Source organism: Bradyrhizobium sp. P5_C11_2 (assembly GCF_054049755.1).
In genome coordinates this window covers 1-14300 of the sequence record NZ_JBFULT010000133.1, presented here as the reverse complement: position 1 = coordinate 14300, position 14300 = coordinate 1, and the positions used below count along the sequence as shown (strand labels likewise).

At 64.1% G+C, this 14300-nt stretch carries 18 protein-coding genes and 1 pseudogene; 9 read left to right on the top strand and 10 right to left on the bottom strand.

The window, feature by feature from the left end; genetic code table 11:
• Positions 1 to 31: 31 nt before the first annotated feature.
• A complete protein-coding gene (locus ACXJL8_RS15340) occupies positions 32 to 214 on the bottom strand; it encodes a hotdog domain-containing protein (RefSeq protein WP_456618251.1) in 183 nt (60 codons plus the stop codon).
• A gap of 7 nt (positions 215 to 221) precedes the next feature.
• Positions 222 to 1136 carry a LysR substrate-binding domain-containing protein gene (locus ACXJL8_RS15335; protein WP_456685192.1) on the bottom strand — a complete coding sequence of 305 codons (915 nt, stop codon included), beginning with the start codon at positions 1134 to 1136 and terminating at the stop codon, positions 222 to 224.
• A 202-nt stretch (positions 1137 to 1338) separates the two neighbouring features.
• On the opposite strand from ACXJL8_RS15335, the gene ACXJL8_RS15330 reads away from it, so the two are divergent.
• The 6 genes from ACXJL8_RS15330 to ACXJL8_RS15305 all read left to right on the top strand — a co-directional run bounded on the left by ACXJL8_RS15330 (position 1339) and on the right by ACXJL8_RS15305 (position 7234).
• Positions 1339 to 2367, top strand: coding sequence for a transporter substrate-binding domain-containing protein (locus tag ACXJL8_RS15330; RefSeq protein ID WP_456685191.1), 1029 nt, complete (start codon positions 1339 to 1341; stop codon positions 2365 to 2367).
• A 53-nt stretch (positions 2368 to 2420) separates the two neighbouring features.
• Entirely contained in the window at positions 2421 to 3614 is a 1194-nt protein-coding gene (locus tag ACXJL8_RS15325) for an ABC transporter permease subunit (protein WP_456618248.1), read from the top strand.
• Entirely contained in the window at positions 3611 to 4744 is a 1134-nt protein-coding gene (locus tag ACXJL8_RS15320; RefSeq protein WP_456618247.1) for an amino acid ABC transporter permease, read from the top strand. The genes ACXJL8_RS15325 and ACXJL8_RS15320 overlap by 4 nt, the downstream gene beginning before the upstream one ends.
• A complete protein-coding gene (locus ACXJL8_RS15315) occupies positions 4741 to 5535 on the top strand; it encodes an amino acid ABC transporter ATP-binding protein (RefSeq protein WP_456618246.1) in 795 nt (264 codons plus the stop codon). Before ACXJL8_RS15320 ends, ACXJL8_RS15315 begins: the two co-directional genes overlap by 4 nt.
• Before the next feature lie 63 nt (positions 5536 to 5598).
• Positions 5599 to 6900 (top strand): hypothetical protein, encoded by a 1302-nt coding sequence (locus ACXJL8_RS15310; protein WP_456685190.1) that lies wholly within the window; start codon positions 5599 to 5601, stop codon positions 6898 to 6900.
• A 94-nt stretch (positions 6901 to 6994) separates the two neighbouring features.
• Positions 6995 to 7234 carry a hypothetical protein gene (locus tag ACXJL8_RS15305; RefSeq protein ID WP_456618244.1) on the top strand — a complete coding sequence of 80 codons (240 nt, stop codon included), beginning with the start codon at positions 6995 to 6997 and terminating at the stop codon, positions 7232 to 7234.
• 275 nt (positions 7235 to 7509) lie between these two features.
• On the opposite strand, the gene ACXJL8_RS15300 is transcribed toward ACXJL8_RS15305, so the two are convergent.
• Positions 7510 to 8217 (bottom strand): hypothetical protein, encoded by a 708-nt coding sequence (locus ACXJL8_RS15300; RefSeq protein ID WP_456618243.1) that lies wholly within the window; start codon positions 8215 to 8217, stop codon positions 7510 to 7512.
• Between the two features lie 220 nt (positions 8218 to 8437).
• On the opposite strand from ACXJL8_RS15300, the gene ACXJL8_RS15295 reads away from it, so the two are divergent.
• Positions 8438 to 8767, top strand: a complete 330-nt coding sequence (locus ACXJL8_RS15295) for a DUF6949 family protein (protein ID WP_456618242.1) — start codon at positions 8438 to 8440, stop codon at positions 8765 to 8767.
• A gap of 90 nt (positions 8768 to 8857) precedes the next feature.
• Entirely contained in the window at positions 8858 to 9388 is a 531-nt protein-coding gene (locus ACXJL8_RS15290) for a gamma carbonic anhydrase family protein (RefSeq protein ID WP_456685189.1), read from the top strand.
• Positions 9389 to 9390: 2 nt separating this feature from the next.
• On the opposite strand, the gene ACXJL8_RS15285 is transcribed toward ACXJL8_RS15290, so the two are convergent.
• Positions 9391 to 9555: a hypothetical protein gene (locus ACXJL8_RS15285; protein ID WP_456618240.1), complete on the bottom strand. Its 165-nt coding sequence runs from the start codon at positions 9553 to 9555 to the stop codon at positions 9391 to 9393.
• Positions 9552 to 9782, bottom strand: a complete 231-nt coding sequence (locus tag ACXJL8_RS15280; protein WP_456685193.1) for a hypothetical protein — start codon at positions 9780 to 9782, stop codon at positions 9552 to 9554. The genes ACXJL8_RS15285 and ACXJL8_RS15280 overlap by 4 nt, the downstream gene beginning before the upstream one ends.
• Before the next feature lie 231 nt (positions 9783 to 10013).
• On the opposite strand from ACXJL8_RS15280, the gene ACXJL8_RS15275 reads away from it, so the two are divergent.
• Entirely contained in the window at positions 10014 to 10373 is a 360-nt protein-coding gene (locus tag ACXJL8_RS15275; RefSeq protein WP_456618238.1) for a hypothetical protein, read from the top strand.
• A gap of 194 nt (positions 10374 to 10567) precedes the next feature.
• On the opposite strand, the gene ACXJL8_RS15270 is transcribed toward ACXJL8_RS15275, so the two are convergent.
• From ACXJL8_RS15270 to ACXJL8_RS15250, 5 genes and pseudogenes are all read right to left on the bottom strand, one after another.
• The gene (locus ACXJL8_RS15270; RefSeq protein ID WP_456618237.1) at positions 10568 to 11062 is read right to left on the bottom strand and encodes a hypothetical protein; all 495 of its coding nucleotides are present in this window, start codon (positions 11060 to 11062) and stop codon (positions 10568 to 10570) included.
• Between the two features lie 179 nt (positions 11063 to 11241).
• The gene (locus tag ACXJL8_RS15265; protein ID WP_456618236.1) at positions 11242 to 11973 is read right to left on the bottom strand and encodes an aspartate/glutamate racemase family protein; all 732 of its coding nucleotides are present in this window, start codon (positions 11971 to 11973) and stop codon (positions 11242 to 11244) included.
• Between the two features lie 21 nt (positions 11974 to 11994).
• Entirely contained in the window at positions 11995 to 12873 is an 879-nt protein-coding gene (locus ACXJL8_RS15260; RefSeq protein WP_456618235.1) for an ABC transporter permease, read from the bottom strand.
• A gap of 3 nt (positions 12874 to 12876) precedes the next feature.
• Positions 12877 to 13836 carry an ABC transporter permease gene (locus ACXJL8_RS15255; RefSeq protein ID WP_456618347.1) on the bottom strand — a complete coding sequence of 320 codons (960 nt, stop codon included), beginning with the start codon at positions 13834 to 13836 and terminating at the stop codon, positions 12877 to 12879.
• A pseudogene (locus ACXJL8_RS15250) lies at positions 13836 to 14300 on the bottom strand (ABC transporter substrate-binding protein); the annotation flags it as partial. The gene ACXJL8_RS15255 and the pseudogene ACXJL8_RS15250, both read right to left, overlap by 1 nt.

Below are 14300 nucleotides of genomic sequence, written 5' to 3'. Positions count from 1 at the left end.
CTCATGGGGCCGCGCCGCGGCCCCATTGACGTTATTTCTTTGCAAGAATGCGCAGCCGTGCCGTGGCGTCGGCAAGCGTGACGCCCTCGGCATCGACGAGGTCGGCTTGCACGACCATGTCGCGATCCGCCCGCTCGATAACCCGCGCCCGTGCCGTGATTGGCCCGACCGTTGCGGGCTTCAGGAAGCGTCTATCCAGGCTCCGGGTGACCACGGTCAGGTCAGCAGAGAGGGGGAGCCGTCATAGACGTCGCCACGACGCGAAGCTCTTTGACGAATTCGGCGATCGCCGGATTGCGTCGTTCACCGGTGCGAAACGCTGCGAATATCCGCCGTGTGATGATCGGTCGGATTTCCTTGAGGCGCAACGTGCCGATATGATCGCGCCCGCGTAGCCCCGGATTGATCGAGACCGAGCAGCCCGCCTCGACCATGGCCCTGACCACTTCAAAACTGTGGCAGCGGGCATTGACGATGGGATCGAAGCCGGCATTGCGGCAAGCGCCGACGATCACGTCCGAATAGGTGGCGGATGTCGTGTCGAGAACCCATCGCTCCGTCGCAAGCTCAGGCAAGGTGAGGTGAGGCCGCTCGGCCAAAGGATGGTCGCGCGGCAGCAGGACGTGGAGATGGTCRTCGAGAAGATGCAGCATCTMGACCTGTGTCTCCGAGAGGCTCGCCGAGGTGGTGAGATCGTCGACGATCGCGACATCGGTCTGCCAGGCGCGCAGTGCGGCCAGGCTGTCGTCGGGCTCGAGCTCCTCGAAGATTGTCGCGAGATCCGGGAAGCGAGCCGACATCGCGCGGATCGTCGGCGGAATGAGAGATGCAGCGACGGAGGGAAATGCCGAGACGCGCAACTCGCCGGCGACGGTCTTCCTCAGCTCTGCAAGGTCGGTCTTCGCCTGCTCCAGAATGCCGATGACCCGCCCGGCATGGTCGACTAGTCGCTGTCCCGCCGGCGTCAGCCGTACGCCGCGGCCCCGGCGTTCCACCAATTCAACCCCGGTCTCGTCCTCGAGCTGCGCGATTTGCTGCGAAACGGCCGACGGAGAGATCAGTAGGGCTTCGGCCACCGCTGCCATTGTTTTTCGCAGCGAAAGCTCACGAAGCGTGCGGAGTCGGGCGAAATCCATCCGTTAGCTCCAACAAGTGCCCAGAAGACAATCATGCATATTATCTAATGTATATCGCAAAATTAATTAAGTAGACCAGAATTGTTTTGCGCCTGTAGCCTTTATTCCCAGAGCAGTCCGGGTCCTTCACAAGAGGAGCAGATCCCAAGCCCGGCTGAGATGCGTCGGACGACGACGACAACAGGCACAGAGGGATTCTCGGATGGCTCGTTCCAAATTTCTGGTCGCTGCGCTCGCCGCAGCATCGCTGTGGACATCAGGCGCATCCGCCACCGTCCTCGACAACGTCAAGCAGCGCGGGGTGCTGAACTGCGGCACCGACAACACGGCCCCTGGCTTCGGCTACCTCAATACCAAGACAGGCAAGATCGAAGGACTCGATGCCGACTTCTGCCGCGCCATGGCAGCGGCGGTTCTCGGCGACGCCAGCAAGGTCAACTTCGTCATCGTCACCGACAAGAGCCGCTTCAACGCCCTGCAGACCGGACAGGCTGACGTCGTCTTTGCGCATACGACCGTCAAGCCGGTGCGCGAATCCGCGATCGGCATCGACTTCCTGCCGATCAATTTCTACGACGGCACCGGCATGATGGTGAAGTCGGCGTCCGGTGTGAAATCCGTCGCGGAGCTGGACGGTGCGACGGTCTGCACGACGCAGGGCTCCGGCACCGAAGCCACGCTCGCCGCCTTCGTCCGCCAGCGCGGCTTCAAGACCACCAAGGTTCTCACCTTCGAGAATCTCGAGAAGCTCTTTGGTGCGCTCCAGAGCGATCGCTGCAACGCGATGTCGACGGRCAAATCCGCCCTTGCGGCCTGGCGCGGCAACTCCGGCAAGCCGGACGACTACACGATCCTGCCCGAGACGCTAAACAAGTCGCCCTTCGCGGGCTTCGTCATCGCCAACGATTCCAGATGGCGCAATCTCCTGCGCTGGGCGACCTTCGCGTTGTTCCAGGCGGAAGAGTGGGACATCACGACGGCCAATCTCACCGACAGAATGAAGGACGAGAGCGCGTTCGTGCAGAAATTCCTCGGCGTGAAGGACGGCTTCGGCAAGGATTTCGGTGTCGCCGACGATTTCGTCGCCAGCATGATCAAGTCCGTCGGCAATTACGGCGAGATCTATGACCGCAATCTCGGGCCCAGGACACCCTACTTCATCGATCGTGTCGGCACGCCCAACGCGACGTGGACCAAGGGCGGCGCCGAGTACTCGCCTCCGTGGAACTGAGCCACATGGTCAGGGGCGAGCCGACAGGCTCGCCTCGATCTCGGGAGGACGTCGTGAGCACAGAGATCGCCGAATATCACAGCATCCCCCCGGCGCGTCGCGGCCTGCTGATCGCGTCCAAATGGCTCTTGCAGGCTGCGATCGTGATCGTGGCGGCGGGGCTCGTCATCTGGCTCGGCCTCGCGGTTCGTGACGCACTCGCGCGCAAGGGTATCCAGTTCTCGTTCGGCTATCTCGGCAATGTCGCGAATTTCAGTCTCAGTGAAGGCTTCGTCCTGTCACGTGAGGGTAACTGGCTGTTTCTCGAGCTCTTCTCGCCTTCCCACAGCAATCTCCAGGCGCTGCTGGCGGGTCTGTGGAATTCGCTGAAGGTCGCGCTCTCGGCGATCGTCCTCTGCACCATGTTCGGGACGCTGGTCGGCATCGGCCGGCTCTCGACGAACTGGCTGGTGCGCAACCTCTGCTTTGGACTGGTCGAAGCCATACGCAATACGCCGCTGCTGATCCAGATCGTGTTCTGGTACTTCGCGGTGGTCCTGCGGTTTCCTCCCGCCAACGCCGCTTCGAATTGGTTCGGCGGCCTCCTTGCTAGCCGAGCGGGCGTGTTCTTGCCCGGCCTCGTGATCTCCGAGCGCGCCGGCGTTGTCTCCTGGGGATTGCTCGCCGCAGCCTTCGCTTTAGTCGTCGCCTGCGTGATTCTGGGTGGACTGCGACCGCGGTTGATCCTCTTGGCGGCGGCGCTCTCGGCCCTGATCGCAACCGCCTTTGTCGGCTTCCCCCTCGGCCTCGACCTGCCGGTCGCGACGCGGTTCGGCGCGCGCGGAGGCTTTGCCGTTTCACCGGAAATGACGGCGCTTCTCATCGCGATCGTCGTCAACAGCTCCGCCTATGTCGCCGAGATCGTCCGCGGCGCGATCGAGGCGCTGCCGAAGGGGCAATGGGAGGCCTCTGCCTCGCTCGGATTGTCGCGTTCCCACACGCTGCGCGACATCATCCTTCCCCAGGTCTTCCGGATCGTCCTGCCGTCCCTCACCAACCGATATATCAGCCTGACGAAGGACACCTCCCTCGGGATCGCCATCGGCTTTCCCGACCTATTCAACGTCTACGGCACCGTCTCGAACCAGACCGGGCGAAACCTCGAAGGTGTCGTGATCGTGATGCTGACTTACCTCGCGCTGAGCTGGATCATCAGCGCCGGCGTGAACGGCGTCAACGCGCGCCTGAATGGACGGAGGGGGCGATGACCACGGTCGCGCTGCAGTGGGTCCATCGCAATCTTTTCGCCAAGCCGTTCGATGCCGCGCTTTCGCTTGTCATCATCCCGATGTTGGCCTGGGCGGTCTATGCCTTTGCGCACTGGGCGTTGGTCGAGGCGCATTGGCAAGTCGTCGGCGGAAGCTTCAAGGTGCTGATGACCGGCATATATCCCGCCGACCAGTTGTGGCGGGCATGGTTTTCCGTCGCGACGCTCTGCGCGACGTTCGGCGCTGGGCTCGGACTTTCGGTCCGCCCGGGGCGAGCGGCGTTGATGGTCGTTGCATTGGTCGTGATCTTGATCGCGGCGGCGTTGGCAGCCGCGATCGACGTGCATTCGGGCATGCTTGCTGCCGGCAGCGCTGCGCTCGGCGTTGCTGCGTGGGTTGGCGTCCATCATTCGGCTGTGGACCAACGCATCGTCCTGTCCGGATTTCTTGCAGGCATAGTGACAATCTTCGTCGTGCTCTCGCCGCCCGGCTTCGAGGTCTGGGGTGGCCTGCTGCTCAGCGTCGTCTTGACGATCGCGGTCTCGATCCTGACCCTGCCTTTCGGGATCCTGCTCGCGCTCGGCCGGCAAAGCCGCATCACCAGCCTGCGCCTGATTTCGACCGCCTATATCGAGACGATGCGGTCGGTGCCGTTGATCCTCGTCGTCTACTGGATCTGGATCATCGTGCCGCTGCTGGCGCCGGACACGTCCGTTCCGGGGCTGCTGCGCGGCATGGCCGGCTTTGCCCTGTTCTTCGCGGCCTATGTCGCCGAATATGTCCGTAGCGGACTTCAGGCCGTGCCGAGGGGCCAGATCGAGGCGGCGCGTTCGCTCGCAATGAGCAGTTGGACGCTCAATGTCGATATCGTCCTGCCGCAGGCGCTGCGGGTTGTCGTTCCCTCGCTGGTCGGACAGATCCTCGACATCTTCAACGGCGCAACGCTGATCTTCATCATCGGCCTGACCGATTTCCTGCGCGCTGGACAAATGATTCTCGCCGATCCGCAGAACAGCGGCCGGACCTACGAGATCTACGTCTTCCTGTTCGCCGTCTATCTCGCCATCGGCGGGGCGATCACCTACGCCTCGCGCCGCCTCGAAGCCCATCTCGCAAGGGGATCACGATGAACGCCATCCAGATTCCAGAAGCGACGACGTCACGCGACGTCATCGTCAGCATCGGCCGCCTCAACAAATCCTTTGGGGCGTTCCATGTCCTGAAGGATGTCGATCTCGACGTCGGACGCGGCGAAGTCGTCGTCATCATCGGCGCCAGCGGCTCGGGGAAGTCGACCTTGATCCGCTGTGTCAACGGTCTGGAGATGTACCAAAGCGGACGCCTGAGCGTGGACGGCTTCAACATGCCGACAGAGGCCGATCGTGCAATCGGCGGCGAGAAGGAGTTGGCCAGGATTCGCAAGGGCGTCGGCATGGTGTTCCAGCAGTTCAATCTGTTTCCGCATATGAGCGCGATCGACAATGTCGCAATTGCACCGATCCGCGTTCGCGGCCGCAAGGTAGACGAGGCGAAGGCGAACGCGTTGCGCCTACTCGACAGGGTCGGGCTGCGCGACCACGCCCATAAGCTTCCGGCCCAGCTCTCCGGCGGTCAGCAGCAGCGCGTCGCAATCGCCCGGTCGCTGGCGATGGAGCCGCACATCATGCTGTTCGACGAGCCGACCTCGGCGCTCGATCCCGAGATGGTCGGCGAAGTGCTTGACGTCATGCGCGAACTCGCGCGCGAAGGCATGACGATGATGATCGTGACTCACGAGATGGGCTTCGCCCGGGAGGTCGCCGACCGCGTCGTGTACATCGATCACGGACGCATCCTGGAGATCGGCACGCCGGTGGAGATATTCGACCGGCCGACGCACGAACGAACCCGAACCTTTCTCTCGCGCGTTCTCCGTCACTGATGGGCGCAGCCGCCTCACAGAACGAACCCACAATTCCATCAGCTAGAAAAAAGAGGATGACACATGTCACTTTCGACGGGCACTGCTCAAGCCCATCCGACCGACGTCAACTGGCATAGCGTCTTTGGCGCCGATGCCAATCAGGTCGGCGCTGATGTCGTCGCGCTGATCGACCAGGACCGCAAGCGGGAGGCGCTGTCCCTCAACATGATCGCGTCCGCTTCCTATGCGCCGCTCGGCCTGCGGCAGATCGAGGGCACCCATCTGGTCAACCGTGCGCCGATGGGGCTGCCCGGCCGGCGCAGCGTCGCCAATTGCGAGGAACTCGATGCAATCGAGAACCTTGCGATCAACAGGGCGAAGGCGATCTTCGGCGCCGAATACGTCAACGTGCAGGCGCTGTCGTCGACCATTGCCAACGTCGCCGTCCTGCGCGCGATTCTGCCGGCCGAAGGTGCGCGGCTGCTGACCTTCGACGAGCTCGCCGGCGGCCATGTCAGCCACGGCGCCATGCGCCATATCACGGGCGCGAACCGCGAGGTGGTTTCATTCGGCGTGACTCGCACCGGCATGGTTGACCTGGACCAGGCCCGCGACCTCGCACGCAAGACGAGGCCGCATGTCTTGCTCGCCGGCCCGTCCTCGTACCCGCGTGAGATCGACTTTGCGGGCTTGAAGATCATCGCCGACGAAGTCGACGCGCTCCTCTTCACCGACATTGCCCATGTCGCCGGGCTGATCGCGGCCGGCCTCCATGCCAATCCTGTTCCCTTCTCCGACGTGTCCACGAGCTCGACACAGAAAACCTTGTGCGGACCACGCAACGGCGCTTTCGTTTTCGCCAAGGAGCGCTTCRGAGTTGCCATCGACGCCGCCGTCTATCCCGGCCTGCAAGGTCCGGCAGCCTCGAACATGATCGCGGCGCGGGCGGTGCAGATGGACATGATCACCCGCCCGGCCTTCGCGCAGCTCATGCGTGATGTCGTCGCGAATGCAAAGGCTTTCGCTGCCGGTCTGGAGGAGGGCGGCATCGAGCTCTACACCGGTGGCACGGACTCGCACATGATCATGGCCTATACCGGCGAGAGCTGGACGCAGCCGGAATTGGTCGTTGGGCTCGGTGYTTACGGGGTCATCGGCAACGCCATGCGTGCGCCAGGGCAAGCCGGAGAACCGCGTACCGCTTTTCGGTTCGGCAGCGTCGCATTGACGATCCGCGGCTTCGATCCAGCCGAGGCGAGGAAACTCGGCCACGAGGTCGCGGAGATCTTGCGCGCCGGCCCGGCCGCTCCCGTCGATCCCGCGCGGCTTCGCAGGCTGAAGGATCTGGCTAATGCCCACCCCATTCCGTCCTTCGTCGACTGATCCAGCATGCGGCCGGCGTGGGCGCCAGAGGCAGTTCTGCCTGGCGTCTCCGCGCGCCGGCCGCCGTTCGACCAAGCGCCAGGTGCCACTCCCCATGAGCCGCCACTACGACGTTGCCGCGGTCCGCAGCCAGTTTCCCGACCGCGCTGATCGCTCGCCGCACATCTACGTGCTGCATTTGCCGACGGACGCCTGGGCCGATTGTCTCGCCAGCCGGAACGACGGCATCCGCGTTTCCTTCGGCCTGTTCAACACGACCGAGGACGTCGATCAGTTCGCGCGGATACTTGCAGAGCGCGGCGCTTTGCCGGCCCGCGCAGGCGCGGCCGCCTGAACGTCGCGACGAGGTGCTCTGATCGGTTCGCTCGGCAATTCGTGCTCTTGCAGTGATCGCTCCGACGCTGGCGGGCTGCAGGATCGTCCCATGCCTACGATCACCGCATGATGACATCATGCCCCTGTTTTGCCCGACGGGTCAAGTCGGATTTCGAAAAATACGAAGTCGCGACGGGGCTTGGCTACTGTGCATGGGGTTGTTTTCGATATTTTTCGTCGGCAGGCTCCAACTCGTCCCGGCACGCCGATGTCGCGACGGGGCGTAGAGGCCGCTCAGCTCCGCGGCCCGCGCAACTGCGCGCTTAGCCTGTCTACTGCCTCCGCCACGTCACGCCATTGCGACAGCCAGCTCCGCGGAAAGCGGAAGGTGAGGTCGGCGCCGCCGACACGGCGCTCGAAGAGGCACATGCCCGGGGTCGCTGCGTCGCGCGTGCAGCGCGCGCTCAGCGCGGGGCTTGCAGCAGAATAAAGATCTTCGCTGGCATAGGGCGTATCGGCTCGGAACATCCGCATCGTCAGCCCGTCCGCCGGCACCGTCGCGGCCGGGTCGAGATAGCGCGGATAGATCGTGCTGACGCGCTGTTCGGGCGAGAGCGCATCGTGGTGTGCCGCGATCGACAGGAAGATGCGGTCGACCGGCTGCATCGCCGCGTCCACGGTATCGGCGGTCACGTGCTTCGGTGCGCCCGGCGGCTCCAGCGAGGGATAGAGGAAATCGAGATCGATGCGCTCCTGCGGTCCGGAGTGCCGCTGGATCTTCATCCGGATTGCGGCCGTTGGCACATTGAACAGCGTGCCGCCGATGCTGACCGGCAGCTTGTCGGGGGCGTTCGCACCGCCCGCGCCCCAGGTCGGCCACAACAGATAGGCGACCAGCGCGATCGCGCTCGCCGCGAACACGCCGCCGAGCACGAACGGGACCAGATGCGCTCGGGTGCGCGTCCTGCGGGGCTGGGGGGAGGCTGCCGAAAACACCGTCATGGGTCGCGCGAGTGAGCTGGAAGTCGGCCGGTGGCCGACGAATCAGCGGCGAATATGCCATGCGGCGGCGATTTCGCGGAGGGTTCCCGGCTGCCGGGAATGGGAGAGGGCCCTGCGTGGACCGGGCGGCGGCGTTAACCTTCGCTTAAGGATAATGTAGCGTTAACCGGCACTTTTTGTCACAGGAAGGCTCCGGCGTTGCGTAAGGCGGACCGTTCCGATGACACCTGAAGCTTTCAACACTCTCTTCTCGATCTGCATCGGCTTCGCGCTCGCGGGCGCGCTCGTGAACGGATACCAGGCCTTGGCGCAGCGGCCCGCCGGTTTCGGGCTGTTGCAGGAGGGCGTGGCCCCGAAGACTTTCGCGGCCGTGCCGTTCCTGGTGTTCGCCGCGCCCTTCATCATCATGCGCAACACGCTGCGCGGGGTGCGGGTGGAAAGCCGCCGCGTCGAATTCGTGATGATGGCGACCGTCATCGCCGGATTCTGGAGCATGATGAGCGGCACCTTCTTCCTGATGACGTTGCGCGCGGCCGGCGTTCTGGCCTGACCCGCGCGCTCGCGGGCTGCCCGGCAGCGCCGCCCTTTGCCTGAAGGCGCGTGTTTCGCTATGCCAGTCATAGCGTGACAGGAGACCTCCATGGCGATCTATGAGCTCGACGGGCAGGCGCCCGATCTTCCCGCGGACGGCAACTATTTCATCGCGGAAACCGCGACCGTGATCGGCCGCGTGCGCCTGAAGCCGGGCGCCAGCGTCTGGTTCGGCGCGGTGTTGCGCGGCGACAATGAGTGGATCGAGATCGGCGAGGGCGCCAACGTGCAGGACGGCTCGACCTGCCACACCGATCTCGGCTTTCCGCTTCACATCGGCAAGAACTGCACCGTCGGCCACAACGTCATCCTGCACGGCTGCACCATCGAGGAGGGCGCACTCGTCGGCATGGGCTCGATCGTGATGAACGGCGCCAGGATCGGCCGCAACARCATCGTCGGCGCCGGCTCGGTCATCACCGAGGGCAAGGAATTCCCCGAACGCTCGCTGATCATCGGCTCGCCCGCGCGCGTGATCCGCACGCTCGATGATGCCCAGGTGCAGAAGATGGGAAGCGCGGCAAGGTYCTATGTCGCCAACGGCCCGCGCTTCACGAAGGGCCTGAAGCGGATCGGCTGAAATCAGCCGCCTTCAGACGCGCGCGCTTCTGTCGCGCTCGCAATCCTCTCGTGGCCGGCGGCCCACAGCGCATGTTCGTCGCTGCCGTCCTGGTACGGATTGGCTTCGGCGGGAATGTTCTCGCGCGCGGCGCATTCGCCCTCGGTAAAGGGATCGCGATCGGTCATCGGGATTTCGCCTTTCTGGATTTGGAGCGCCCCGCTGGCCTGTCAGATTCAGCGTCGAGCCTGGTGCTCTTGCGCAGCGCGTCCCTGAGATCGATGGGAATGCCGTGCTTCTTCAGGAGATCGGCAAAGGCCTCGTCCGCGAGCTCTTGAAACGTCGCCATCCTGTCGCGCCCCAGTTGTTTCAGCTTGTCGAACGTGYCCTCGTCGAACGCGATCAGTTTGCGCATGACCGTGRCTGCCTCCTCGCTCTCAAGCGGATGTGACGGGATTTGTTCCGGAACCGGTCTTCGCCGCGGCCGCGCCGATGCCACCGTCAACGCCGAGAACCGGCTGCTCGACAAGAAGATGAAGAGCACTGACGCTCGCGCGGAAGTGAGACAGTGTGGCTGTCAGGAATGGCCGGCTGACGTTAGCTTGGTCCTGATAGCGTGGAGCGTGTCCACGCGGAGGATCGAGTAATGTTACGCAAGATGATCATGATGGCGCTGGCCGTTGCGGCGGTCGGGCTGTCGGCGCCGCAGGCGGCACAGGCGCGGGGTTTCGGACATGGTGGCGGCTGGGGCGGTGGCGGCTGGGGCCATGGCGGACATGGTCATTGGCATGGCGGCGGTTTCTGGCCTGGGCTCGCGATCGGGGCGGGTATCGCCGGCGCCGGCTACTACGGCGGTTATTACGGCTACGGATACCCCTATTACGGCGATCCCTATTACTATGGTACCGGCTACGACAATGGCGGTTATGGTGGCTGCTATGTCGCGCGGAAGCGCGTGATGACGCCTTCGGGATGGCGATTCCGTCGCGTCGACGTCTGTGAATGAGGCCGGAAGGCCTACTATACCCACTAAAAAACAAGGTCGTTGACGCAGTATACCGTCAACGACCTTGCCAGCCCCGGACATTGAAATCGGCTCACGCCATCCGGTGAACCCGAGCATCGCTCGGAATCATACGGGCGAATGTGATCCAGTTCACAAGTGGAAAAAATTAAAGTCGGGGCGGGGTGCAGGCCGGGTCAGCTGCGCGACTTGCCGGACCTGCGTGCACTGACGCGGTGGCGTGCCGGTTTCCTCCGGGTAACCGAGGGAGCCTCGGCCTCGGTGGCCCGAGAGCTCGCGAAGGATTGCCGCAAGCCGTCGATGGACTCGTTCAGGGTTGCGACCTGCTCCGACAGCCGCTTGGTGTCGGCCTGCTGGAATGCGAGCAGCCGCTTCACCGCCTGGAGCTGGTCCTGCACCACCTGCAACTGGTCGATCGATTCCTGCTGGGTCGCCTCCAGCCCCTTGGTTTTCTCGACGAGCTGCTCGGAGGCCTGCGCGGTGCGGGCCTGGAGCTGCCGCGACGCCACCACCCGGTCGGTCTCCGGCGCGTTGCCGGTATAGGCCCGCCAGATCGCGATCGAAGTCACGCCGGCGATCAGGAGCAGGAGGGCTGCGGCGGTCAGCGCGATGGGCTGGGCGCCGAGACGGGCGAACGGGTTGGAGGGTGCATCCTCTGCGAGATCGATCATCGCTGACAAAACCCAAATGGAAACTTGGTGAGTGGCGAAGACCGGCCCCCCTTGGGGCAGCCGGGACGTCCCGAAAACGTTACAGTTCGGCAACAAATGGGACCAAAAAGAGGCTGAAGGCCAAAAAAGGCGCCCCAAGCCTGGCTTTGCGCCCTGGCATTAGGGCGGGGCCGCGAAAGTCAGGGCTGAAACGGCTGAAACGGACCCGAATAGGTCTTCGATCGCGGCGCCGCGTAGGGCCCGAGCCGGGATGTCTTCAGGCCGAGTCGCACCAGCGATTCCGCCAGCGTCACCGCCGCGGCGACGCCGTCGACCACGGGCAGGCCGTGCGTGGCGGCGAGCTCAGTCGCCAGATCGGCCATGCCGGCGCAGCCGAGCACGATGGCCTCGGCACGGTCGTCGCTGATCGCCGCGGTGATCTCCGCCGAGATCTTGCCGAGCGCCTCGGTATTGCGCTCTTCGAGCGCGAGGACCGGGACTTCGGCGGCGCGGACGCGGGCACAGCGTTCGGCGAGGCCGTATTTCCGCAAGTTATGCTCGATCGGCACGATCGAGACACCCAGCGTCGTCACCACGGCAAAGCGCGCCGCGATCAGGCTCGCCATGTGGAAGGCGGCCTCGCCGATGCCGATCACGGGGGACTTGGCCGCGGCGCGGGCGGCATCGAGACCGGTGTCGTCGAAGCAGGCGATGATGTGGGCGTCGGCGCCGTCGCGGTCGGCGTCGCGGATGCAGCCGAGCATGCCGGGGACGGCAAACGCCTCGTCGTAAAAGCCCTCGATCGAGACCGGGCCCATCGCAGGCTGGCGCGCGTCGATCACGGTGTCGGGCAAGGCGACGCTGCGCGCCGCAGCGGCGATCTTCGCCGTCATCGACGCMGTGGTGTTGGGATTGACCACGTGAAGTCGCATCAGATCAGACAAGCCCCTTGTTCAGACAAGCCCTTTGCCGGCGTCCGAGCCCTTGGCCGCCTGCCGCTTGTTCAGCACGTGGATGGTGCCGAGCGCAAGGCTGATCACCGTGAACGAGACGGCGGAGATCACGGTGCCGAGCGCGTAGATGTCGGGGTTGGTCACGGTGGTGGTGAGGCCCTGGAGATCGAGCGGCAATGTGTTCACCGCCCCGATCGCCTGGCTGGAGCGCGCGAGCTCGTCCCAGGACAGCGTGAAGCCGAACAGGCCAATGCCGATCACGGACGGCAGGATGATCGGCAGCACGACGTGACGGAAGGCCTGCCACGGCGTCGCACCGAGATCGCGCGCGGCTTCCTCGAGCCTGGGATCGAAGCGGTTGAAGATCGCGAACATGATGAGAAGGCCGAACGGCAGCGTCCAGGTCAGATGCGCGCCGAGCCCGGAGGTGAGCAGGCCCATCGAGGTCTCGAAATTCTCGTTCCAATGCGCCTTGATCAGATCGTCGATGATGCGGAATTCCAGCGAGATGCCGAGCGAGGTGATGATCGAGGGCACGATGAGGCTCGCGATCGCCGAATAGAACAGTACGCTTTGCGCCTTGAACTTGCGGCGGAAGGCCATGCCGGCGGCGACCGACAGCACCACCGTGACGATCATCACCACGAGGCCGAGCAGCAGCGAGCGGCGGAAGGCGGCGCCGAGATCGACGATGCCGGTGCCCTGGAACAGCTTTGCTATCCAGAAGGTCGACACGCCATTCATCGGGAAGGTGAGGCCGCCCTGCGGCCCCTGGAACGACAGCACGTAGATCGCGATCATCGGGCCGTAGAGAAACAGCACATAGGCCGCGAAGAAGATCGCGAGCACGTAGAAAGAGCGCGGGCGTCCTTCCTTCATGCTTTAGAGCTCCTTCTTGATGTCGACGATGCGCGACATCATGGTGATGATCAGGAAGGTAATGACGAGCAGGATCACGGCGTTGGCCGCTGCTGCTGGGAACTGCAGTGCGTTCACCCGCGTCTCGATGATCTTGCCGGCGGCGGCGATCTGCTGGCCGCCCATCACGCCGATGGTGATGAAGTCGCCCATCACGATGGTGATGACGAAGATCGAGCCGATCACGATGCCGGGCTTGGCGAGCGGAATGACGACGTTGACCAGCGTCTGGAAGCCGGTCGCGCCGGCGTCATAGGCCGCCTCGATCAGCGCCTTGTCGATGCGCACCATCGAATTGAAGATCGGCACCACCATGAAGAAGGTGAAGAGGTGGACCAGCGCCAGCACCACGGAGAATTCGGAGAACAGCAGCCATTCCAGTGGCTGGTTGATCAGCCCTGTCTTGACGAGGCCGGAATTGACGAGGCCGTTGCGCCCGAGCAGGGGGATCCAGGCGATCATGCGGATGACGTTGGAGGTCCAGAACGGGATCGTGCAGAGCAGCGACAATCCCATCTGCCAGGTCTTGGACTTGACGTGGAAGGCGAGGAAGTAGGCGACCCAGAAGCCGATGAACAGCGTGATCGCCCAGACCAGGAAGCACAGCTTCAGCGTCATCAGATAGGTCTTGCCGATCGTGCAGAGATCGGGGAGCTGCGCGATGCAGCCTTCGAACGTGTCGGTGTAGCCGCGGCCCGAGAACGCCGGCAGCAACTGGTATTCGTTGTAATCCCAGAACGAGACGATGACGACGAACACCAGCGGGATCAGGAAGAAGGCGAGGAACACCAGCATCATCGGCCCGGCCTGGAGCCAGGAGATGAAGGAGGCCGACAGGCGCGCCGGTTTGGTCCGGCGCGCCGTGTCTGGTCCCCGGACGAGATCCGGAGATGCCTGTTGCAGGATGTCCTCCGACGTATCCATCACGCGGCGATGAACTCGTTCCACTTGCGGACCATGTAGTCGTTCTCGTCCATCACGGCGTTCCAGCAGGCGACGCCGCCCATGCGGTCCTCGTAGGAGCCGCCGTCGCGCACCGCGCCGGCCTTCTCGAGCAGCGAGCCGTCGGGCGCCTTGATGTCCTTCTCGGCCGGCTTGCCTTCCATCCAGTAGGCCCACTCATAGGGCTCCATGTGCGCCTTCGCGGTGGAGAGCACGGCCGAGTAGTAGCCCTGGCGATTGAGATAGGCGCCGGCATAGCCGGACAGGAACCAGTTGACGAATTCATAGGCCCATTCGAGCTTCGCGCCCGACACGCCCTTGGAGACGCAGAAGCCCGAGGCCCAGGAGCGGTAGCCTTCCTTGAGCGGCTGGAAGGTGCAGGCAATGCCCATCGAGCGCACCTTGGTCACCGCCGGCGACCACATCGACTGGATCACCGTTTCGCC